General features: G+C 67.1%; 27 protein-coding genes. All 27 read right to left on the bottom strand.

Annotated elements, in window-relative coordinates:
- Positions 1–17: 17 nt before the first annotated feature.
- The 27 genes from FVE25_RS42270 to FVE25_RS42135 all read right to left on the bottom strand — a co-directional run bounded on the left by FVE25_RS42270 (position 18) and on the right by FVE25_RS42135 (position 15,999).
- Positions 18–779 (bottom strand): GIY-YIG nuclease family protein, encoded by a 762-nt coding sequence (locus tag FVE25_RS42270; RefSeq protein WP_157253142.1) that lies wholly within the window; start codon positions 777–779, stop codon positions 18–20.
- Entirely contained in the window at positions 776–1,642 is an 867-nt protein-coding gene (locus FVE25_RS42265; RefSeq protein WP_157253141.1) for a hypothetical protein, read from the bottom strand. Before FVE25_RS42265 ends, FVE25_RS42270 begins: the two co-directional genes overlap by 4 nt.
- Complete coding sequence (locus FVE25_RS42260; RefSeq protein ID WP_157253140.1) at positions 1,643–3,001, bottom strand: HNH endonuclease; 1,359 nt, start codon at positions 2,999–3,001, stop codon at positions 1,643–1,645. It abuts the gene before it with no gap.
- A 398-nt stretch (positions 3,002–3,399) separates the two neighbouring features.
- A complete protein-coding gene (locus tag FVE25_RS42255; RefSeq protein WP_157253139.1) occupies positions 3,400–4,224 on the bottom strand; it encodes a helix-turn-helix domain-containing protein in 825 nt (274 codons plus the stop codon).
- Positions 4,217–4,549, bottom strand: coding sequence for a hypothetical protein (locus FVE25_RS42250; RefSeq protein ID WP_157253138.1), 333 nt, complete (start codon positions 4,547–4,549; stop codon positions 4,217–4,219). The genes FVE25_RS42255 and FVE25_RS42250 overlap by 8 nt, the downstream gene beginning before the upstream one ends.
- Positions 4,550–4,556: 7 nt before the next feature.
- Entirely contained in the window at positions 4,557–6,113 is a 1,557-nt protein-coding gene (locus tag FVE25_RS54655) for a DNA methyltransferase (protein ID WP_219825901.1), read from the bottom strand.
- Positions 6,103–6,945 carry a DNA adenine methylase gene (locus FVE25_RS42235; RefSeq protein WP_157253137.1) on the bottom strand — a complete coding sequence of 281 codons (843 nt, stop codon included), beginning with the start codon at positions 6,943–6,945 and terminating at the stop codon, positions 6,103–6,105. Before FVE25_RS42235 ends, FVE25_RS54655 begins: the two co-directional genes overlap by 11 nt.
- A complete protein-coding gene (locus tag FVE25_RS42230) occupies positions 6,935–7,342 on the bottom strand; it encodes a hypothetical protein (protein WP_157253136.1) in 408 nt (135 codons plus the stop codon). The genes FVE25_RS42235 and FVE25_RS42230 overlap by 11 nt, the downstream gene beginning before the upstream one ends.
- Entirely contained in the window at positions 7,332–8,045 is a 714-nt protein-coding gene (locus FVE25_RS42225; protein WP_157253135.1) for a hypothetical protein, read from the bottom strand. The genes FVE25_RS42230 and FVE25_RS42225 overlap by 11 nt, the downstream gene beginning before the upstream one ends.
- A complete protein-coding gene (locus FVE25_RS42220; RefSeq protein WP_157253134.1) occupies positions 8,038–8,193 on the bottom strand; it encodes a hypothetical protein in 156 nt (51 codons plus the stop codon). Before FVE25_RS42220 ends, FVE25_RS42225 begins: the two co-directional genes overlap by 8 nt.
- A 163-nt stretch (positions 8,194–8,356) precedes the next feature.
- Complete coding sequence (locus FVE25_RS42215) at positions 8,357–8,725, bottom strand: hypothetical protein (RefSeq protein WP_157253133.1); 369 nt, start codon at positions 8,723–8,725, stop codon at positions 8,357–8,359.
- Between the two features lie 49 nt (positions 8,726–8,774).
- Positions 8,775–9,863, bottom strand: coding sequence for a DNA cytosine methyltransferase (locus FVE25_RS42210; RefSeq protein WP_157253132.1), 1,089 nt, complete (start codon positions 9,861–9,863; stop codon positions 8,775–8,777).
- Positions 9,860–10,039: a hypothetical protein gene (locus FVE25_RS42205; RefSeq protein WP_157253131.1), complete on the bottom strand. Its 180-nt coding sequence runs from the start codon at positions 10,037–10,039 to the stop codon at positions 9,860–9,862. The genes FVE25_RS42210 and FVE25_RS42205 overlap by 4 nt, the downstream gene beginning before the upstream one ends.
- Entirely contained in the window at positions 10,032–10,277 is a 246-nt protein-coding gene (locus tag FVE25_RS42200) for a hypothetical protein (RefSeq protein ID WP_157253130.1), read from the bottom strand. The genes FVE25_RS42205 and FVE25_RS42200 overlap by 8 nt, the downstream gene beginning before the upstream one ends.
- Positions 10,274–10,663 carry a hypothetical protein gene (locus tag FVE25_RS42195; protein ID WP_157253129.1) on the bottom strand — a complete coding sequence of 130 codons (390 nt, stop codon included), beginning with the start codon at positions 10,661–10,663 and terminating at the stop codon, positions 10,274–10,276. Before FVE25_RS42195 ends, FVE25_RS42200 begins: the two co-directional genes overlap by 4 nt.
- Positions 10,660–10,899 carry a hypothetical protein gene (locus FVE25_RS42190; protein ID WP_157253128.1) on the bottom strand — a complete coding sequence of 80 codons (240 nt, stop codon included), beginning with the start codon at positions 10,897–10,899 and terminating at the stop codon, positions 10,660–10,662. The genes FVE25_RS42195 and FVE25_RS42190 overlap by 4 nt, the downstream gene beginning before the upstream one ends.
- Entirely contained in the window at positions 10,896–11,435 is a 540-nt protein-coding gene (locus tag FVE25_RS42185; protein ID WP_157253127.1) for a hypothetical protein, read from the bottom strand. Before FVE25_RS42185 ends, FVE25_RS42190 begins: the two co-directional genes overlap by 4 nt.
- The gene (locus tag FVE25_RS42180; protein ID WP_157253126.1) at positions 11,432–11,632 is read right to left on the bottom strand and encodes a hypothetical protein; all 201 of its coding nucleotides are present in this window, start codon (positions 11,630–11,632) and stop codon (positions 11,432–11,434) included. Before FVE25_RS42180 ends, FVE25_RS42185 begins: the two co-directional genes overlap by 4 nt.
- Positions 11,629–11,850, bottom strand: a complete 222-nt coding sequence (locus FVE25_RS42175) for a hypothetical protein (RefSeq protein ID WP_157253125.1) — start codon at positions 11,848–11,850, stop codon at positions 11,629–11,631. The genes FVE25_RS42180 and FVE25_RS42175 overlap by 4 nt, the downstream gene beginning before the upstream one ends.
- Entirely contained in the window at positions 11,847–12,053 is a 207-nt protein-coding gene (locus FVE25_RS42170) for a hypothetical protein (protein WP_157253124.1), read from the bottom strand. The genes FVE25_RS42175 and FVE25_RS42170 overlap by 4 nt, the downstream gene beginning before the upstream one ends.
- The gene (locus FVE25_RS42165; RefSeq protein WP_157253123.1) at positions 12,050–12,502 is read right to left on the bottom strand and encodes a hypothetical protein; all 453 of its coding nucleotides are present in this window, start codon (positions 12,500–12,502) and stop codon (positions 12,050–12,052) included. The genes FVE25_RS42170 and FVE25_RS42165 overlap by 4 nt, the downstream gene beginning before the upstream one ends.
- A gap of 137 nt (positions 12,503–12,639) precedes the next feature.
- Positions 12,640–13,068 (bottom strand): hypothetical protein, encoded by a 429-nt coding sequence (locus FVE25_RS42160; protein ID WP_157253122.1) that lies wholly within the window; start codon positions 13,066–13,068, stop codon positions 12,640–12,642.
- The gene (locus FVE25_RS42155; RefSeq protein WP_157253121.1) at positions 13,065–13,472 is read right to left on the bottom strand and encodes a hypothetical protein; all 408 of its coding nucleotides are present in this window, start codon (positions 13,470–13,472) and stop codon (positions 13,065–13,067) included. The genes FVE25_RS42160 and FVE25_RS42155 overlap by 4 nt, the downstream gene beginning before the upstream one ends.
- Positions 13,473–13,588: 116 nt before the next feature.
- A complete protein-coding gene (locus tag FVE25_RS57175) occupies positions 13,589–14,086 on the bottom strand; it encodes an HNH endonuclease signature motif containing protein (RefSeq protein ID WP_157253120.1) in 498 nt (165 codons plus the stop codon).
- On the bottom strand, positions 14,083–14,994 hold the full coding sequence (locus tag FVE25_RS42145) for a PD-(D/E)XK nuclease family protein (protein ID WP_157253119.1): 912 nt from the start codon (positions 14,992–14,994) through the stop codon (positions 14,083–14,085). The genes FVE25_RS57175 and FVE25_RS42145 overlap by 4 nt, the downstream gene beginning before the upstream one ends.
- Positions 14,991–15,263 carry a hypothetical protein gene (locus FVE25_RS42140; RefSeq protein ID WP_157253118.1) on the bottom strand — a complete coding sequence of 91 codons (273 nt, stop codon included), beginning with the start codon at positions 15,261–15,263 and terminating at the stop codon, positions 14,991–14,993. The genes FVE25_RS42145 and FVE25_RS42140 overlap by 4 nt, the downstream gene beginning before the upstream one ends.
- Positions 15,256–15,999, bottom strand: a complete 744-nt coding sequence (locus tag FVE25_RS42135) for a recombinase family protein (RefSeq protein ID WP_157253117.1) — start codon at positions 15,997–15,999, stop codon at positions 15,256–15,258. Before FVE25_RS42135 ends, FVE25_RS42140 begins: the two co-directional genes overlap by 8 nt.
- Positions 16,000–16,026 lie beyond the last annotated feature (27 nt).

Genomic DNA, 16,026 nt, shown 5'->3' with positions numbered 1-16,026 from the left:
GGCGCGTTTTGGTCATGTCACTCGGCCTTCGGACAGCAGCAGTCGCGACACTGCGGCATCAGGGCGAGCATTCGCCTGGCGACGGTCTCGTGAACCACGTCCGTCTTCAGTTCGTCAGGCGCGTCCCAGCCTTGGTCGACCCATGTGCGGATGAAGCCGTGCGATAAGACCCTGATCTCTGAAGGGCATTGGCTCAGGCCGCCAGCCCAGATGGGTTTGCCGGCGTCTGCTCCCGCAACGGCACCGATGAAGGCGGGGATGGACAGGCGGTCACCGAGGAGTCGGCGAGCGTTCCCGGTCCCCTGCCATAGCTCGTTTGCGCAAACGTACTCGTGGTCGGCTTCGCCGTACTCGGGTGCGTAGGACGTCCACTGCCTGTAGGTCTCGCCGATGTACTTGACCCACTGCTCCAGCATGATCAGCTCGGGGTGAGCCGCTGACACGGCCTGCCAAGCCGGGTCGAGGCTGATGACGAGGCGCCCGAGGTAGTCCCAACGCCCCTGCTTGGCGGACTTGGTTAACGGTTCGCCCGAGTTGTGGATCAGGTTGTAGAGCGGATGCTCCGACTCGATGGCCTGCTTCTCCGCGGCCAGCACGTCGGGTCGGCTACCGAACCGCTCGATGGTGATCTGTGTGACCTCACACCACCAAGGCTGATCGCCCTTGTGGCGACGAAAGCGCTGGGGCGGATTGACGGAGATTCCGATGTACAACAATCCGCCGTCGGCATTGAAGAACCGATAGAGCGCATGGTCTGCGGAACCTTCGAGGTCTGTCATGACACCTCCTTGGAGCCGAACGGGTCTTCCGCATCGGGGTTGCACGCAGGGCATTTGTCCCAGCGGCCATCAGGGAGCTGAAGCCACCTGTAGTCGTCGCTGTCGCAATGGCCGCACCACTCAGAGACCGACCGCAATCTCGGCGTGCCAGTCTCGTGACCCGGATTGTCATCGGTGACCGGCAGGAACTTGCCCGGGTCGTTCACGATCGCGGTCTCTACGTAGGCAGCCCGGCTCGTACGGATTACGCGAGAACCGAGAATGCGCTGCCGGATCGCGGTCGCATCGATGGCAGAGATCTGCTGGCCCGTCAGCTCCGCTAGGAGCTCGACGATGCCGAGATCAATGGAGTCGTCGTCTTCCGCCCACGCGGGCGCGTTACGGCGGGAAGAAGACTGACTACCTGTATCCGTCCTCGTCCCTTCGGGACGGGACGGGACGGGACGGGGGTTCAACGGTTCGCGAACGGATGTCGAAGCGTTTGCTTCGTCCTTGCTTCGCCGTTTGCTTCGGCTCTTTCCGCTGGCCAGACCGCCTTTGCGACCGGCCTCGGCGCGCTTGGAGCGGTTATCCACAACCTCCTTTTTCGAGGGGTTGCGTTTCGTTCCGTCGCCGTCTTCATTCCACTGGTGAAACTGGTAGCCGCCCCGCACCCTCTTCCACAGCCCGGCCGCGACAAGGTCCTCAACCAGCTTGTCCGAGCCTCGGGACAGCGACGGGATCATATGGTCGGGCACGAAACCATCGGTGAGATGGTCGCTTGACCACGATCCAGCCACAGCCCACAGCCCGAGTGCCGCCAGGGAGGCCGCCATCGCTTTCGGGTGGGAGTGGAGCGAGTCGTCCACCTTGAACCAGGTCATTTAGGCGTCGTCCAGTTCCTCAAAGTCGCGGATAGTGAGATGCCGCTCGTTGGGTGCGACCCAACCGTGATCAACGGAGTCCTCCAGGTGTTGGTGGCAGAAGCCGTGGAGGACGTGGTCTTGCTGTTCGCTGTCTGCCTTGCAGCACCCGAGTTCGTTGAAGAACACGCGATAGGCCGCACGCCGGGGGCAGCGAGGGATGCGGGTGCCGGCGCCCAGGCACATGTGCCAGTAGAAGCCGCCTTCCTTGATGTGGCGAGCAACCTTGGCCGCATAGAGGATGTTCTCCTCGGCGGGTAGTTCCGCCTCGGGATGCCATGGGCTGGCAGGCCCGTACCACGCTGATGCGTAGGCCATCCACTCCCCGAACTCTTCTTCGGGTAGGGCCTCCAGGTAGGTGAGCGCACGCCGAAGACGGAAGAGCCGAACCGTCTCGATGACAACGAGCGACTCACGCTCGGGCTCGCCGGGTCCGCGCTGCTCCTCGATCTTGGCGATCGCCTCCGAACGGGCCTCTCGAACTTCGTCCTTGGGCAGGAACCCGAGAAGATGCTTAGCCGCCGTCATCAGACGAAAGCTGTCCCAGGACGCATGACCGACCGCCGTCTGAGCAGCCTCTATGATCAGTTTGCTTCGAGGAACCGACTCCGCGTCCTCAAGCCACGTTCGCTCCCATTCGATGCGGGCCTCAAGATCCGCGCTGCTCTCAGCGAGGGTGCCAAGGATCGTGGCAGCGAGGCTCTCCCGTCCGGGTGCAAGTTGCGGATCGAGATCCGGATCGTAGTCTTCGTCCTCTTCGTCTTCGTCGCCAACCTTGGCGACCAGTGACCGGGCGGCCTCTTGAAGGTCGCGTACCTTGCTCCAGGCAACGGCGCAGAAGTACTTCCACGGGTCGTTCCGCTGCCGAGAGAGAGCTATCTCGACGCTCTCCCGAATGATCTGCACTGGAAGACCAGCGGCAAGGAAGTTGTCGATAGATCGCTCCCAGCCAGGGGGGAGCGATGCATAGCGGCCACCGCGCGCGTCTTGCCACCATCGTTCGATTTGCTGATAGACCTCGGACTGTGCCCCGTGCGCCGCAAGCATGCGGTCGGCTGCAGCGAGCATCGCCTTGGACCATCTGTTCGCGTCCTTAGCCACCTGGGCGACAACTGCTGCGTCCGGCGGCGTCGCGGACTTCCCCGAGTTGCAGGGCTCACAGAGGGTCTGCAGGTTGGTCGGCTCATCCGATCCGCCCAGCGCCACGGGCGTGACGTGGTCGATCACCAGCGGAACCTTCGGCGCCTTTGCACCGCACTTCTGACAGGTGCTGTTGTCACGGCGGAGGATCTCTGCGCGGAGGCGTTTGCTGATTGCCATGTCGTCTCGCCTTCCAGAGGGGAATGCAACGGTCAACAGGTGGGTCGCGCTGCGACGGTCTTCGTTTCACCCGGTCTCCAGCCACCTCTCGACCCGCTCCCGGAGAGCCGGCGACAGGACGCCGTGCTGCATCACGCGGATGCGCGGGGTCAGGGAACTCCTCGTAGTCCATGGGGCTTCGGAGGAGGATCGAGAAAAATAACGCTCTGTGATGCCCGTCGTAGCTTCACGACACCTCCCCAGCGTGGATCTCGGCGAGCAGCTTCTGAGTGAACGGGTTCGGCCGATGCCCGAGAGCGGCGTGAGCTGGTTGAGGTCACGCTGGGCCGTCCTGGACGCGATCTCTTCCAGCGCGGCCCGTAGTCGGGCGTTCTCCTTGACGAGGAGTTGCATCGCGTTCACGACGCCTCCCCCAGCTCCCGGCCGGCGGCTTTCTGTCGGCGCTTGTACTCGCGGGACGCCTCCAACGTGAGCGGAGTCTTGTCGCCGTGCCGGTAGCGGGAGTTGTGGGCGTGCTGCAGGTCCTCCATCGGCATCGACTCGACCCGTTCCCGGAGCGCGGCTTCCAGTGCCGGCTGGGCGAGGTCGATGAGGTCGTCGTCCCAGGCCAGTGGCGGTAGCCAGCCTCGCTGTGAGGCCCACCGGCGGGTGCGTTCGGTCTTCCAGTTGGAGGGCGCAGGAGTCATTGACCAGGCGTCGTAGAGGCTCCGCACGAGCCGGGCGGTACCGACCAGCACGGTGGGCGTGCAGAGCAGGCGCCGGTAGTTGGTGGCGTGCTTGCCGATCGCGTCGGCCTGGTCCTTGAAGGAGTGGCCGAGGACGGCCAGCGCCTGGGCCCGGCGGCGGGTGCCGATGGCGTCTATCCACGCGGTGTCCGGCAGGTCGTCCAGCGTCGCCTGCACCGCCAGCAGGGCCCGAGCTGTCTCGGCCTTGACCTTCTCCGAAGGCTGGCCACCGCTCCGCGGGATGCCGTGCATGAGCCGCTTCACAGTGCTCACCGAAATGCCGGCGAGGACGGCCACCCGTCCCAGCGTGATCCCGGAGGAGAGCAGCGACTCGACGTGAGCCCGGCACTCCGCGGCATCGACGTATGATTCCCAGCGCCCGTAGGCGATCAGGCGCTTGCGCTGGCGAGAGTAGGCAGCCTTCGCGCCCCGGCACAGCTGACAACGGCAGCGTCGGCTCAGATACCGGCCCAGGGTGCCGTGAGGATAGTCACGCACGGTCCGCCTCCGTTTCAGCGTGTTCCGGATCGTTCCGACCTGCTCCGGACAGCTCTGCTGCGATGGCTTCCAGCGCGGCTACAGCGGCCATGGCCGCGAGCGTGGGCAGGTTGTCCACGTGCAGGGAAGGCAGGCCGGAGAGTCGGTCGTGGATCGCCTTGGGCAGCGGGTCGTCGTTGGTGCCGCGGGACGTGAGGATCGCCCAGGCCCGCGATCGGAGACCCTTCGCGGCGGCGTCCAGGACGTGCTGCTCGTGGCCGGCGAACTCCTGCGCAACGATCTCTGCGACGAGCAGCAGGCCGTCCGGGAGTGTCAGGTCAGGCATCTTCCCGTCAGAGCGCATCGGGGGCCTCCGAGAACAGGTCGAGAGAGGGCTGCAACGGCTTGGACAGGCGGGTCTTGGCCAGCTCGGCGGCGACCGGATCCTGGTCGATCAGGATGCAGCGGAACCCTTCAAGCACGGCGGCCTCTGCTGTCGTGCCCGTGCCAGCGAACGGGTCCAGAATGGTGCCGCCAGGCGGAGTCACCAGGCGGGCCAGCCAGCGCATCAGCGCCAGCGGCTTCACCGTGGGCCATGCCGAACCGTCAGGAAGCTTGGGCCGTTCAGATGTTGGGGCCTTGGCCTCGTAACGGAAGGTCGGGAAGAACCTGGAGGCCCCGCCACGATCACCCAGCCCGCCAGCGTTCGCGCGGGGACCAGTGTGCGCAAACTGGCCGAATGTGGCGTGGACTCCGATCTGGCCGCCCCTAGCTCCTCCCGAGGACGTGGTGACTCCGCTTTGCCTGTCGAGTTCGGCGACTGGGCACGACTCCTGATCACACGGGCCGTCCTCAACACAACTCGCACTGTGAGAGAAGATCAGATTTGTCGGCCAGCGCCCCTCGGGGGCTCCGCCCCGAACGCCCGGCAGCGGGGCGAAGTCCGTACCGCCCCTGTCGGTGTAGCGGGTCTCCTGCGACGCCTCACCGACGCGGGGGCGGGATTCTCCGGTCGGCTCGACGCGGCAAGCGGCGATGTTGAGGGCTCCCGTGCCGTGCGTGAGAACGTTGGAGGCGACCGTGCCGGCGAGTGGCTTGCGGGCGAGGACGATCGGCTCCCAGCCGGGCTTGAGAGCCGTTCCCCAACCTTCCCAACGCTTGGCTTCGATGCTGGCAGGCGCGGTGATGTCCCGGCTATCGCTGTCACCGATGTAGGCAACGCTGCCCCTGCCGGTACCGATGCCAGTTGTGCGGGTGCCAACGACCTCGCGCACGTGCCATGCCTCGCCTGGCTGGCCTTTACGGCCGTTGAGACGCCACACCTCGGCGTCCATGGAGCCGTCGAAATTCAGGAGCATTTTGAGGTGCAGCCACTGTTCCCATGTCGGCACATAGGCGGTCTTCAGGTTCGGTTTCGCGGTCCAATGCCCGGCCATCCCTGCGAATCCGAAGGCTTCGTCGATCTGCCGATTGGTCCAATTGGCAGCATCACGCGCGGCCCTCAGGAAAGCGGTAACCATGAGGATGTCGGCCTGGTCGTTGCGAGTTCGATCGATAGCCTTGGAGACGTCAAGCGACTTGGGGAAGCCGGTCCCGTAGATCCACATGATCGTGTCGCGGATCTCCCATCCGGCGTCTTCGATCGCGACCGCTACCCGGTGCCAGGTGCGGGTGCCGCCGAACGCCACCAGGTGGCCGCCGGGCTTGAGCACACGCAGGCACTCCCGCCACACGACCGGGTCGAACGCGATACCGGAGGCATCCCAAGATCTCGACATGAACTGGATCTCGTAGGGCGGGTCCGTGGAGATGGCGTCAACGCTGGCGTCGGGCATCTCCCGCAGCACGTCGAGGCAGTCGCCCAACCACAACGTCACGGTGTCGTCGCTCCAGTACGGCTCAAGAGGCATCGGACATCTCCTCGTCGAACAGGGACGGCGCGATGTTGGGGAACGGCCGGTTGGACCACAGCACCTCTGTACGGGCCTGGTCGGTGGCGGCTTGCCCGGTGTGGGTGTCGAGCTCTACCCGGTGCCAGCCGTCGTACAGGGCGTCGTACAGCTCGCTGTGGTAGCCGGACAGGACGACCGCGGCCTTGCAGGCTGCGAGGGCGTCAGCGAGTTCGCGGTGGTCCTTCTCGGCGCCCATCTCGTGCCGGTAGTTCCGCTCCCTGGTGCTGGCCAGGTAGGGCGGGTCCGCGTAGAGGAGGACGTCCGCGTGGCGTCCATAGGCGGCGATCACGTCCAGCGCGGGACGGCACTCCAGGCTGACGCCCTGAAGGCGCGCGGCCACCGGCGCGAAACGGGAGACGTAGCCCTGCAAGTAGCGCGGCATGCCGGACGAGGAGCCGCCGTAGGTCTGGAAATGGCGCCAGCCCGTATCCCTCATCGTGCCGGCACGGCCCTGGGTAAGCCGGACCCACACCAGCCGGGCGCGTTCCAGGTCGCGGAGCGAGCCGAGGTCGGCATTCTGTGCGTGTTCATAGTCGGCGCGGGAGTGCGGAGTGAGCGCGCAGACCCGCTCCAGCTCCCGCGGCTGGTCTCGCAGCATCCGCCACCAGACCATCAGGTCCTGGTCGAGGTCGTTGACTGTCTCCATGCGGGAGACGGGCTTGGCCAGCAAGACCGCGAGGCTGCCGGCGAAAGGCTCCACGTAGTGCTCATGGGCTGGCAGCAAGGCGACAATCCGGTCCGCGAGAGTCTGCTTGCTCCCGTAGTAGGAGATCGGCGGTTTAAGCGTCATCGGAGACCTCCGAGGCGGGAGCCGCGGGAGCCGCCCGGCCGTGTTCGACCACATCTGAAGACTCCTGGCCGCACTCGTGGAAGAAAGGCGGATCCCCGGCAGAGTCGTCGCATGCCTGATGGTCGGCACAGAAGTGCATGCCGCAGAACGTCACTCCTCCTGGGGTCCACGCGAGGCAGGCCAATACCGTGGCCAGTTCGGCGAATCTCCTCGCGCATCCCGGTCCGCCGTACAGCAGGTCGTCGCCGTGGGCGGCGACCGGATTGACCGGGTAGCGGAAGTGCTCCAAGACCGATGAGACGTGAAGCTGGCGACGGTCGTCGTCGACGGTGCGAAGCCGAGCCATCTCCAAAGGGACCGCAGCAGAGAGCGTCAAAGCCAGCAGGTCACGACGCATCAGCCACCTCCGTGCGTACGGTCCGGGCCTGCTGCCCTTGCTGGCGACGGCGTAGGATGCTGGCCAGTGACGAGGTGGCGGAGGAGCGCCGCTGGCCGTCGTTCCCTGCTCGCCTGTCCACTCCCCAGGGGCTGGACGGCTGCTCGTGCTCGTGCCACAACGCGAGGAACTGGCGGCGCCCGCGAGAGATCCGCGTCAGCAGCGTGTGGTAGGCGACACCGAGCAGATCTGCAGCGGCGGCATAGGAGCCCGTCTCGGCCAGCGTGGTCAGAGCCTGCCGATGCTCGGCCCGCAGCCTGGGGAGAATCTGCGCCAGCGCGATCCTGTCGACGACGGCGTCTTCGTGGCCTGCCGGGCCGCGGCCGAGGTAGTCCGACCAGAACTGGTTGAACCGCGGCCTCGACGCCACACCGCGCCGGGACGCGTAGAAGTCGGCACACCCATACAGCGACAGCCTCTTCTGCCATTCGCTGCTGATGGCCCTCAGCCCTGCGGCGATCAACTCGCCCCGCAGATTCGGACCCGACTCGGTACCAGCGACTAGCACCTGCAGCATCGCCAAGCGGGCCACGGCCACTGCTTCGTCCAGGTCGTCTCCCCATCCACGGGCGTTCCTCGCTGCCACGCTGGCCAACCGGTCAAGGTCGGCGACTGTTAGTCCGTCAGCGACGATCGTCAGATGCGGTTCCCACGTCTCAACCATGAGCCACCGCCTCCCGGCTGACGAACACGCCCTCGTGGCCAGTGATGGACTTCACCCACTGGGCGGCCTCGCGCTGATGCTGCGGGTCGTAGCAGACGTAGGTGGAGGCGTGCGCCTGGCCGGGCTGGTAGGGCTCAGGCCAGGACACACGGCCTGCGGTACGGCCGCACCAGAACCCGCACGGAGGCTCACCCGCAGGCGGACGGTGGGAGCCGTCGCAGCGGACGCCGTCGGCCTTGTGAGGCTGGACCAGGCCGTCGGAGTTAAGGGCAGAGTCGCGGCCGCAGGAGCGGCATTCGGCGCGTCGGCGGCTAGTCATGGCACTCACCCACATCCGAGGCGGGAGCGGCGGGAGCCGCGGTGTCCTGTACGAGGCCAGCAGCGGCACGGGCAGCCGCCGCGTACCGCCACACCTGCCGCTCGCTCACACCCATCTCGAACGCCATCGTGGCGACCTTGAGAGGCGGCCGGACAGCGGCCAGGCGCTGGTAGCGCTCCAGCATGGTGGAGCCGTGCTTGCCGGTCGGTTTCCAGGCTGCGGCGGGCTGGCGGATGCGAGAGAACCGGTCGAGAGTCCGGGCGCGCTCGTACCGCTTGTAGCAGGCGACGACCAGGTTCCGGGCACGGTGCCGGCCAGAGGTGCCGCAGCAGATACAGGTGATGATGCGCTGGCCGCTCACGACTTCTCACCCGCCTCCAAGGTGGGAGCTGGGCAACAGCAGGAGGCCATCACGCCACCCCCGCGAACAGATCAAGCTGGACATCGGCCAGAGGCTGCTCGGCCGCCGGGTAGAGGCCGGCCAGGTGCTCGCGGACCGCGGGCTCCCAGTCGATGCCGAGCGTCGCGCCCAGGACCGCGGCGGCCACGATCGGGGAGACCGCGTCGGCCGCTTGAAGGAACCGCTTAGAGCGGGAGCCCTGCCACGGATAGTCCCTAGGGAAGCCCATCAGCAGTCCCGCCTCGGCGCCGGTCAGGCGGAGGCCATCACTCACTCGGTACCAGGTGCGGGCCTTCTCCGTGAGGCACCAGGCGGGCTGGTCGGCGGAGAAGAGATTGCCGCCGCTGGTCTTGCGCGCCCCGCGGGTGTTGACCATCTCTCCCTTCGGCCAGAGCAGGGCGAACGCCATGGTGGTGGCCGGGAAGTAGTGGCCGGTGGGAGGCAGCTCGGCCATGGGCGGAGCGAACCGGCCGGTGCTCCACAACGACCGCACCGGCAGACCCACCAGGTCGGGCACATAGTCGCGGGTGGCGATCAGGAAACTGCGGGTGCGACGGCTCGCCACACCCAGGTCTTCGGAGGCGACGTCGACCACGGCCAGGTGCGTCCAGTCCGCGGCCGCGGCCAGCTCGGCGCCGACCTCCATCCACAGCGGCGCCGCCCCGGGCACCTGTTCGGCGACCACGACGCGGACGTCCGGGAGGAGGAAGGCGAACCGCAGCGTCTCCACGACCAGCGCCGAACGCTCGTCCTGAAGGTTGTCGAGGGCTTGCTTGTAGGCGTCCGCGGAGACCATGCCGGCGAAGAAGTCGCCCAGCAGGGTCAGCGCTGCGCGAACGGCGTGGAAGTCCTCCAGGCCCTTGCCGAGGCCGGACCGGCTGAACGGAGGGCACGGCGGCGTAGGCACTGCGACAGTGACGCCGCGGAACGCTTCGGGATCCAGATCGGTGACGCTGGCCAACGTCCGCTGGAAGCCTGCGGCCGTGGCGGTCGCGCACGCGTCGGCGTCGATGTCGTAGCCGCGGATCGGCGTGGTCATGCCGAGGATCCGGGCGCCGTGGTCGACGCCACCTGGGCCGGCGAAGAGGTTGAGGATCATGGCCGCTCCCCCGCATCCCAGGCAGCCAAGGAGGCGCGACGCTCGTCCACTGCGGCGCGGGTCTCCTGCCTGCGGTCGAGGCGTGCGTTGATCGCCATGAGCAGGGCCGTTGCGGCGGCGACGGCTGCAGCGAAGAGCGTCAGGACGCCGATGACAGCGAGGATGCGCTCAACCATGGCCGTCCCTCCGCTCGTCCTCTGCGCGCCAGCGGGCGGCCATCTCGTCCAGGTCGTAACGGCCGGCTTCCTCGGCGAGGTGGGCCCGCAGCCGGTTCTCGTTGTCGATGCCGTGCTGGTGCTCCGCGCTGCGCAGGCGATCGATGGATGCGGACTCCAGCCGGTGCACCACCAGGACCCAGCCGACAGACATCAGCACGATCAGGCCGACGGCGATGTATGGAGCGACGGCGTTCACGAGGTCACCGCCTCAGGGGCGCCGAGGACGGTCCACAGGTCCGCCACGTACACGAACCGGCGGCCGTCCTCACCCAGGTGTGCGGGGACCTCCGCGAGCCCTGTGAGTTTGGCTTCGGCTGACATGCAGGCTGCAGTGACCTCGGAGATCATCAACGCCTGAGCGCGGGCGAGCGTGTTGAGGCGCTCCACCTCTGCGAGAAGCTCCTCAGCACCCGACAGCGCGGCGGAGATGATGAGGTCGGTGTCCCGCTTCGAGTCGGCGGGGATGCTCATCTTGAAGCGGTTGCTGGGCCCCAGTTCGCACACCGCCCCGAGCTCGACGTGGGCTCGCTCCACCCTCGCCTTGATGTCGGCGAGTTGAGCGGCGGACAGTGGCTCGCTCACTGAACCTCACCGCCCTGCTTGGGTTCGGGCATGGGAAACCCGGCAGCCGGGCTGAAAGGGACCGCCCCAACCACAGGCCAGTCGGCGACGACCTCGTCCTTCTCGTAGCCGCACGAGCCCCACGTGTCGGTGGTCATCCACCGGGCAGGGTGTGGCGGGGACGGCCACAGGACTGCGAGGACGCGGCCGTTGGGCTTGCGGCGGACGGTGCCCAGCAGGTTCTCGGACGGATTCACGCTCCACCGCCGTTCTCTGCCTGAGCGGCCTCGACGCTCACGTCGTGGCGGGCGCACCCGCACTCCTCCGGCTCAGTGCCGTGGCACTTGCCGGACATGCAGTCGCCGCAGGTCCCGTCGTCGTCCGTCTCTGCCTGAGCGGCCTCGCGAGCGTCGGCCATGGCGGCAAGCTGAGCAGCCATCTCCCGCGCCTGCTTCGAAGGGATCACCCATTCGTCGGCACCGCCGGGGAAGATCGTGATGCCTTCGCGGGTGAGGGCCAGCATGTCGCCGCCGTCGTGCCACTCCATGCCCAGCTCGGCAGGCGACTCCAGCACGATCGGTGCCTGCTCGCCCTCGACGACGACCGCCCGGAAGTGCTTGGCGTTCGCCTTGTCGTAGCCGAGGGAGTCATCGACAGGCGTGACGTCGATCGCCAGCGTGTTGCCGCGTCGCCGGACGGTGACGACCCCGCCCAGGTGCTCATCCATGTCGCCGGTGAACTCGGTGACCCAGCCGGCCACGTCCTCAGCGGTGACCTCGGCCGGGGCGCTCACTTGGCACCTCTCGCAGCAGCACGGCGCCAGGCCAGCGCGGAGCGGACGAAGAACCCAGTCGCGGCCCCGCCTACGACGAGGAAGGCGGCGTTGGGCCAGGACGGCTCCACCACCAGGTTGAGCAGCAGCCAGAACGTCACGCCAAGAATGGCGAGCGCGAGAACGGTCATGACGTGAGCGACGGTGGACGCCTTCATTCGGTGCCTCCCATGTTGGCGTGACGGCGAAGGCGAGCGGCAACCAGGAAGGCAGCCGCGGTCCCCGACGCTGCGAGAACGGGGACCCAGACGGTGGTCCAGGAGGGATTCATCAGCCAGACGATCAGCGTGGCGAGCGTGACAGCAGCGAGCACGACCGCCGTGAAGGCGGCGATCGTCGCGCGCTCGCCCACCTCGTCGGGAGTGAGGTCGTTCATCGGCTCTCCTCGTAGGGGTGTCGGTAAGGGATCAGGTCGCTGCTCACAGGCAGCAGTGCGAGAGGCTTGGTACGGCGGCGGGTGAGCCGCTCGACCGCAGGCAGGACCCCTGCCAGGCCGGACCAGCCGAACGCGGAACCACGGCCGAGCAGGTCGAGACGGCGGACGTGGCGGCCCGTGTGGCGGGCCAGTAACCGGCTCACAGCTCCGGGTCCCGGTTCTCTGCTGGAAGGGCGTCGTGGAGCTGTTCCACGCGCTCCCAGTTCGCCGCGCGCAGGAAGTCAAGCTGGTCTTCGTGGACCGCATGGCCTAGCAGGGCGAGGGTGTCCCCGGCGCCCTTGGCGATGGCGCGCTGCCCGTCGGCGAAAGAGAGCGCGGCGACCCGCTCACGGTGAGCCTCGGTGTTCTCCCGCTCCAGGGCGTTGATGTGAAGATTGATCCGTTCGATCTCGCCGTGCAGGTGGTTGATCTCCTCCTGCCGTTTGGCGATCTCCTCGGCCTTCTGCCGGGCCTGCTCCACCTTGCCTTCAGCGGTGTTCTTCGCCTGGGTGAACTGCTGGTAGACGGCGCCGAGCACGGTGTTCTGCGCCTCTTCCGTGGCGAAACGCACGGCGGGAGCGGGTACCACGAGCTGGTCGTTTCTGCGGGACATCAGTGTCTCCTGGTGCTGGTGTGGTTCGTTTTCGCCGGCGGCGACCACGCCCCCGATCTGGTCGAGGTCGCCACCGGAAGATCGAGTTGTGCAGGTGCCCCCGCTCCAGCGCTCCCCCTCCGGCACTGGAGCGGGGGCTAGAAGGGCTTCTCTTCGTCGAGCTGCTGCCAGGGCTGAAGCGTGTGGATGCGGGTGAAGACGTTCCATCCGGGTCTCTCGTCGGCGTGCTCGCTCGCCTTCACGACCGACTGGAAGGAGACGACCTCGGCTGTCTTGTCCGGGTCCTCGCCGGGAGCGGCAACGATCTCGATGCGCTTCTCCAGCGCCTCCCACTCGGCGAGCTGCTTTCGGAGCTCCTCGATCTCGGCGAGCGCCTGCGGGAGCACCTCGTCCAGCAGGCGGCTTTCCGCCTGCTTTTCTGCGAGGTCGTCGTCAGTGCCGGAAATGACGGCTAGACGGACGATGAGGCCCCGGACCTCTTCAAGGTCGAGCGGCGGGTCACCCTGGTCGTCCGGCTCGGGCTCGCGGTCGTCTCCCGGCCCGTACAGGTCGTCGATGTCGATCACGACTGCTCCTCATGGATGTCGAGGTCGGATGGTGGGCCGGAGCGGACTGTCTCCTCGTCCGGCTGGGTGTCGCAGTCGTGGCCCACAACCCGCCAGATCCGGCAGTGATGGCAGTAGGCGATGTCCTCGACCGGTGTCTCGTCGGCCAGCAGTTGGCGGCGGACTGAGGCGAGCACGGCGAGTGGGGTCCTCTCCCACTCGTGGATCAGCAGAGCCAGCCTGTAGCCCCAGTCGGGTTCCAGCGTCAGCTCGCTGTTATGGCGGCGACAGACTGGGACGGAGTTGTCCGGGTCCGTGATGGATCCACCGCGGGCGCGGGTCAGCGGCTCGTGGACGTCCTGGTAGAGACGCTTGCACTTCGGCACCGCGCAGCGGGTCCAGGGCGGGAAGAGAGTCTTTTTCATCTCGGTCCGTTCGCGGTTCTCCCGCTGCCGCTTCTTGCTGACCTGAGGCAGAGGGGTGCGCTTTAGGCGGCTCGTGCCGCGCGGCATGGGCGTGTGCCGTCTGATCGGAGTGCGCTTCATACGTCACCGCCGGCGACGGCGTCACGCGCCTGACGAACGAGGTAGCGCACGTGGTTGCTTGAGATGCCGAACTCTTGAGCCAGGGCTTCTGTGTTCGCTCCTCGACCAGACGGACCGGAGCCGGGCTGATATCGCGCGACGATCTCTCGTACCTGGTCTGATGTCAGTTTGAGAGGACCATGCGTACGATGGCGGCCCTTGTTGATCATGTCCGCCGCATTGTCCGCAGCCGTGCCAAGGAAAAGATGGTCAGGCCGAACGCATGGCGGGTTGTCGCACTTGTGGCACACGAAATGTCCGAGTGGTATTGGGCCTTGGGTGAGCTCCCAAGCAGCGCGGTGTGCAGGGATCGGGCTGCGGACCCCCGGCTGTTTCACACGGCCATAGCCATCGGGGGTGCGATGGCCGGTCCATAGCCAGCACTCGCCGCCGATGTCAACGCGGTGCCAAAACCGTTCAGCGAACGTGGCCGATGAGGGAAGCCGTCTCGTCATGGCTGGCCCCCAGCAACGAAATAGATGCTGAAGCGGGTCGGATCCTTCGGGTTGCGCCGGAAGTCAATCGTGCGCGAGCCGCACCGAACGTGACCGCCCATCTCGGGCCTTACAGCGTCCAGAGCGCCCTTCACCCGGTCAGCGCGGGTCTCCAGCGTCTTGATCTGCTGGCGCAGTTCGAACAGCTCGTCGGCCCACTTCTCGGCGTCCGGGTCATCCAGGTACAGCACCGAGCGGCGGTCGCGCTCCGGGACGTGGCCTTCCCAGCAGATGCCGCCGTCCGGTCCGCCGAACGGGCAGCCCAGGCAGAACACCGAGTCGGGGTCGTAGTCGCGGGGCAGCATCTCCAGTGGCGTGTCGCGGACCTGCTGCAGCCACTCCATCGCGTCGCGCACGTTGCGCGGGTTCAGCGGGGCGCCGTCGGGGCCGGGCCACAGGTACTCTTCGCCGGTGTCGCGGGCCAGGTACTCGATCCTGATGCGTTTGGCGTCGTAGCCCATCGTCACCAGTGCGGCGGCGTACACGGACACTTGCCACAGGTGGGTGTGCTCCGGCCCATGCAACTTGATGTGTTCCAGCCAGCGTGACCCGGTGGTCTTGGTGTCCACGACGGTGCCGGTGGCGGCTTCGAACCGGTCGAGGTGGCCGAGAATGCCAGCGAAGCGGACCTCGTGCTCGACCAGGTCGCCGGGTTCGGCAACCTTCTCCATGATCTTGGCGACCATGTCGTGCACCGCTGAGCCGATGACCGCCTGAATGTTGCCGTACGGGTTGACCGACTCGGCACCGGCCAGCTTGTAGCCCACCCGGCGGCGGCAGGAGCCGAGGTCGGAGACTCCGATCTCCTTCTGCAGGGTGCGGGGCCGTTTCTGGTCGGCGATGAGCAGCAGCTCGGAGGTGGTCCTCACGCCGACACCGCCATCTCGGGGGTCGGCTTGCTGGCCTGCGACGGGTAGCCCGTCACCATCTGCACCGCAGCCAGGTGGGCGCAGTCGCGAGTGCCGCACGAGCACAACCAGCCGTCGGCGTTGAGCCGCACCCAGTACAGGCCGTGGAACCCCTTCACCAGCGCAGACACCCGGTAGGGGCGCAAGTCCGGCTTGGACCAGTTGGCGCCGAGGATGCGGACCTTCTCATCCCTCAGGTAGCTGAGGGCCTTCGTCCGGACGTCAGCCACGGGAACCGTCCGGGCATTCGTCCTCGAAGTGGTCACTCACCGCGCCGCACGTCTCGCACACGTAGTCGGCGGACGGTGCCGCCTCGACGATCTCGGCGTCAACCGGCTCGTCTACGGTAAATTGGGCGGCGATGTTGCCGATCTCCTCGGCGACCTTCTCCGGGTCAACCGGCTCGGCCTCGACCACCTCCGGATCGGTGATCACCGCGGCGGCGTCGGCGATGAAGTCGTAGTCGCCCTCCACCCCGAACCCGAGCGCCACCTCAGGGCAGGCGATCTTCGCGCCACTGGAGATGGCCCGGTTGCGCAGCATGGTGCGCGTGTACGCCTCCCACGGCAGCGGATTGCCGTTCTTGTCCCGCAGAAACGCCTTGCCGTCCTTGATGTGGCACAGACCGGCCCGCGCGGCGTCCTGCAACGTGAACGTCTCCCGGTGCGGATGCCCCGGGTCGTCGGCCCGGGTGATCTCGACCGTGCACCGTTCGTCCGTGGACTCCAGGATCCGGACCTTGTGGCCAGCTTTACGGGCCAGCGCGATCCACGTCGTTCCAGAAAGCTGCGGCTTGCCCTTGACCACGTAGATGCCTTGGATGGCCTGCATGGGCGACAGCCCCAGGTCCTGGCCATACAACAAGAGTGCGAGGACATCGGAGGGCTTGCCGCGGATCGCGTCCGGCATGAGGACCGCGGTCGCGAGGGCCTGTGACAGCCGCCACGCCTGGTCCAGGTCTTCCATCGGCGCGCCCAGATTGACCGGCAGCCG

This window comes from Nonomuraea typhae, from assembly GCF_009760925.1.
Classification (GTDB): Bacteria; Actinomycetota; Actinomycetes; order Streptosporangiales; family Streptosporangiaceae; genus Nonomuraea; species Nonomuraea typhae.
This window is presented reverse-complemented; position numbering and strand designations above follow the sequence as displayed.

Bases quoted from the DNA above. Each gene is read 5' to 3' on its own strand.
- FVE25_RS42270 (WP_157253142.1), bottom strand. From the start codon at position 779: ATGACAGACCTCGAAGGTTCCGCAGACCATGCGCTCTATCGGTTCTTC.
- FVE25_RS42265 (WP_157253141.1), bottom strand. From the start codon at position 1,642: ATGACCTGGTTCAAGGTGGACGACTCGCTCCACTCCCACCCGAAAGCG.
- FVE25_RS42260 (WP_157253140.1), bottom strand. From the start codon at position 3,001: ATGGCAATCAGCAAACGCCTCCGCGCAGAGATCCTCCGCCGTGACAAC.
- FVE25_RS42250 (WP_157253138.1), bottom strand. From the start codon at position 4,549: ATGCCTGACCTGACACTCCCGGACGGCCTGCTGCTCGTCGCAGAGATC.
- FVE25_RS54655 (WP_219825901.1), bottom strand. From the start codon at position 6,113: ATGCCTCTTGAGCCGTACTGGAGCGACGACACCGTGACGTTGTGGTTG.
- FVE25_RS42235 (WP_157253137.1), bottom strand. From the start codon at position 6,945: ATGACGCTTAAACCGCCGATCTCCTACTACGGGAGCAAGCAGACTCTC.
- FVE25_RS42230 (WP_157253136.1), bottom strand. From the start codon at position 7,342: ATGCGTCGTGACCTGCTGGCTTTGACGCTCTCTGCTGCGGTCCCTTTG.
- FVE25_RS42225 (WP_157253135.1), bottom strand. From the start codon at position 8,045: ATGGTTGAGACGTGGGAACCGCATCTGACGATCGTCGCTGACGGACTA.
- FVE25_RS42210 (WP_157253132.1), bottom strand. From the start codon at position 9,863: ATGATCCTCAACCTCTTCGCCGGCCCAGGTGGCGTCGACCACGGCGCC.
- FVE25_RS42205 (WP_157253131.1), bottom strand. From the start codon at position 10,039: ATGGTTGAGCGCATCCTCGCTGTCATCGGCGTCCTGACGCTCTTCGCT.
- FVE25_RS42180 (WP_157253126.1), bottom strand. From the start codon at position 11,632: ATGAAGGCGTCCACCGTCGCTCACGTCATGACCGTTCTCGCGCTCGCC.
- FVE25_RS42175 (WP_157253125.1), bottom strand. From the start codon at position 11,850: ATGAACGACCTCACTCCCGACGAGGTGGGCGAGCGCGCGACGATCGCC.
- FVE25_RS42165 (WP_157253123.1), bottom strand. From the start codon at position 12,502: ATGTCCCGCAGAAACGACCAGCTCGTGGTACCCGCTCCCGCCGTGCGT.
- FVE25_RS42155 (WP_157253121.1), bottom strand. From the start codon at position 13,472: ATGAAAAAGACTCTCTTCCCGCCCTGGACCCGCTGCGCGGTGCCGAAG.
- FVE25_RS57175 (WP_157253120.1), bottom strand. From the start codon at position 14,086: ATGACGAGACGGCTTCCCTCATCGGCCACGTTCGCTGAACGGTTTTGG.
- FVE25_RS42135 (WP_157253117.1), bottom strand. From the start codon at position 15,999: ATGGAAGACCTGGACCAGGCGTGGCGGCTGTCACAGGCCCTCGCGACC.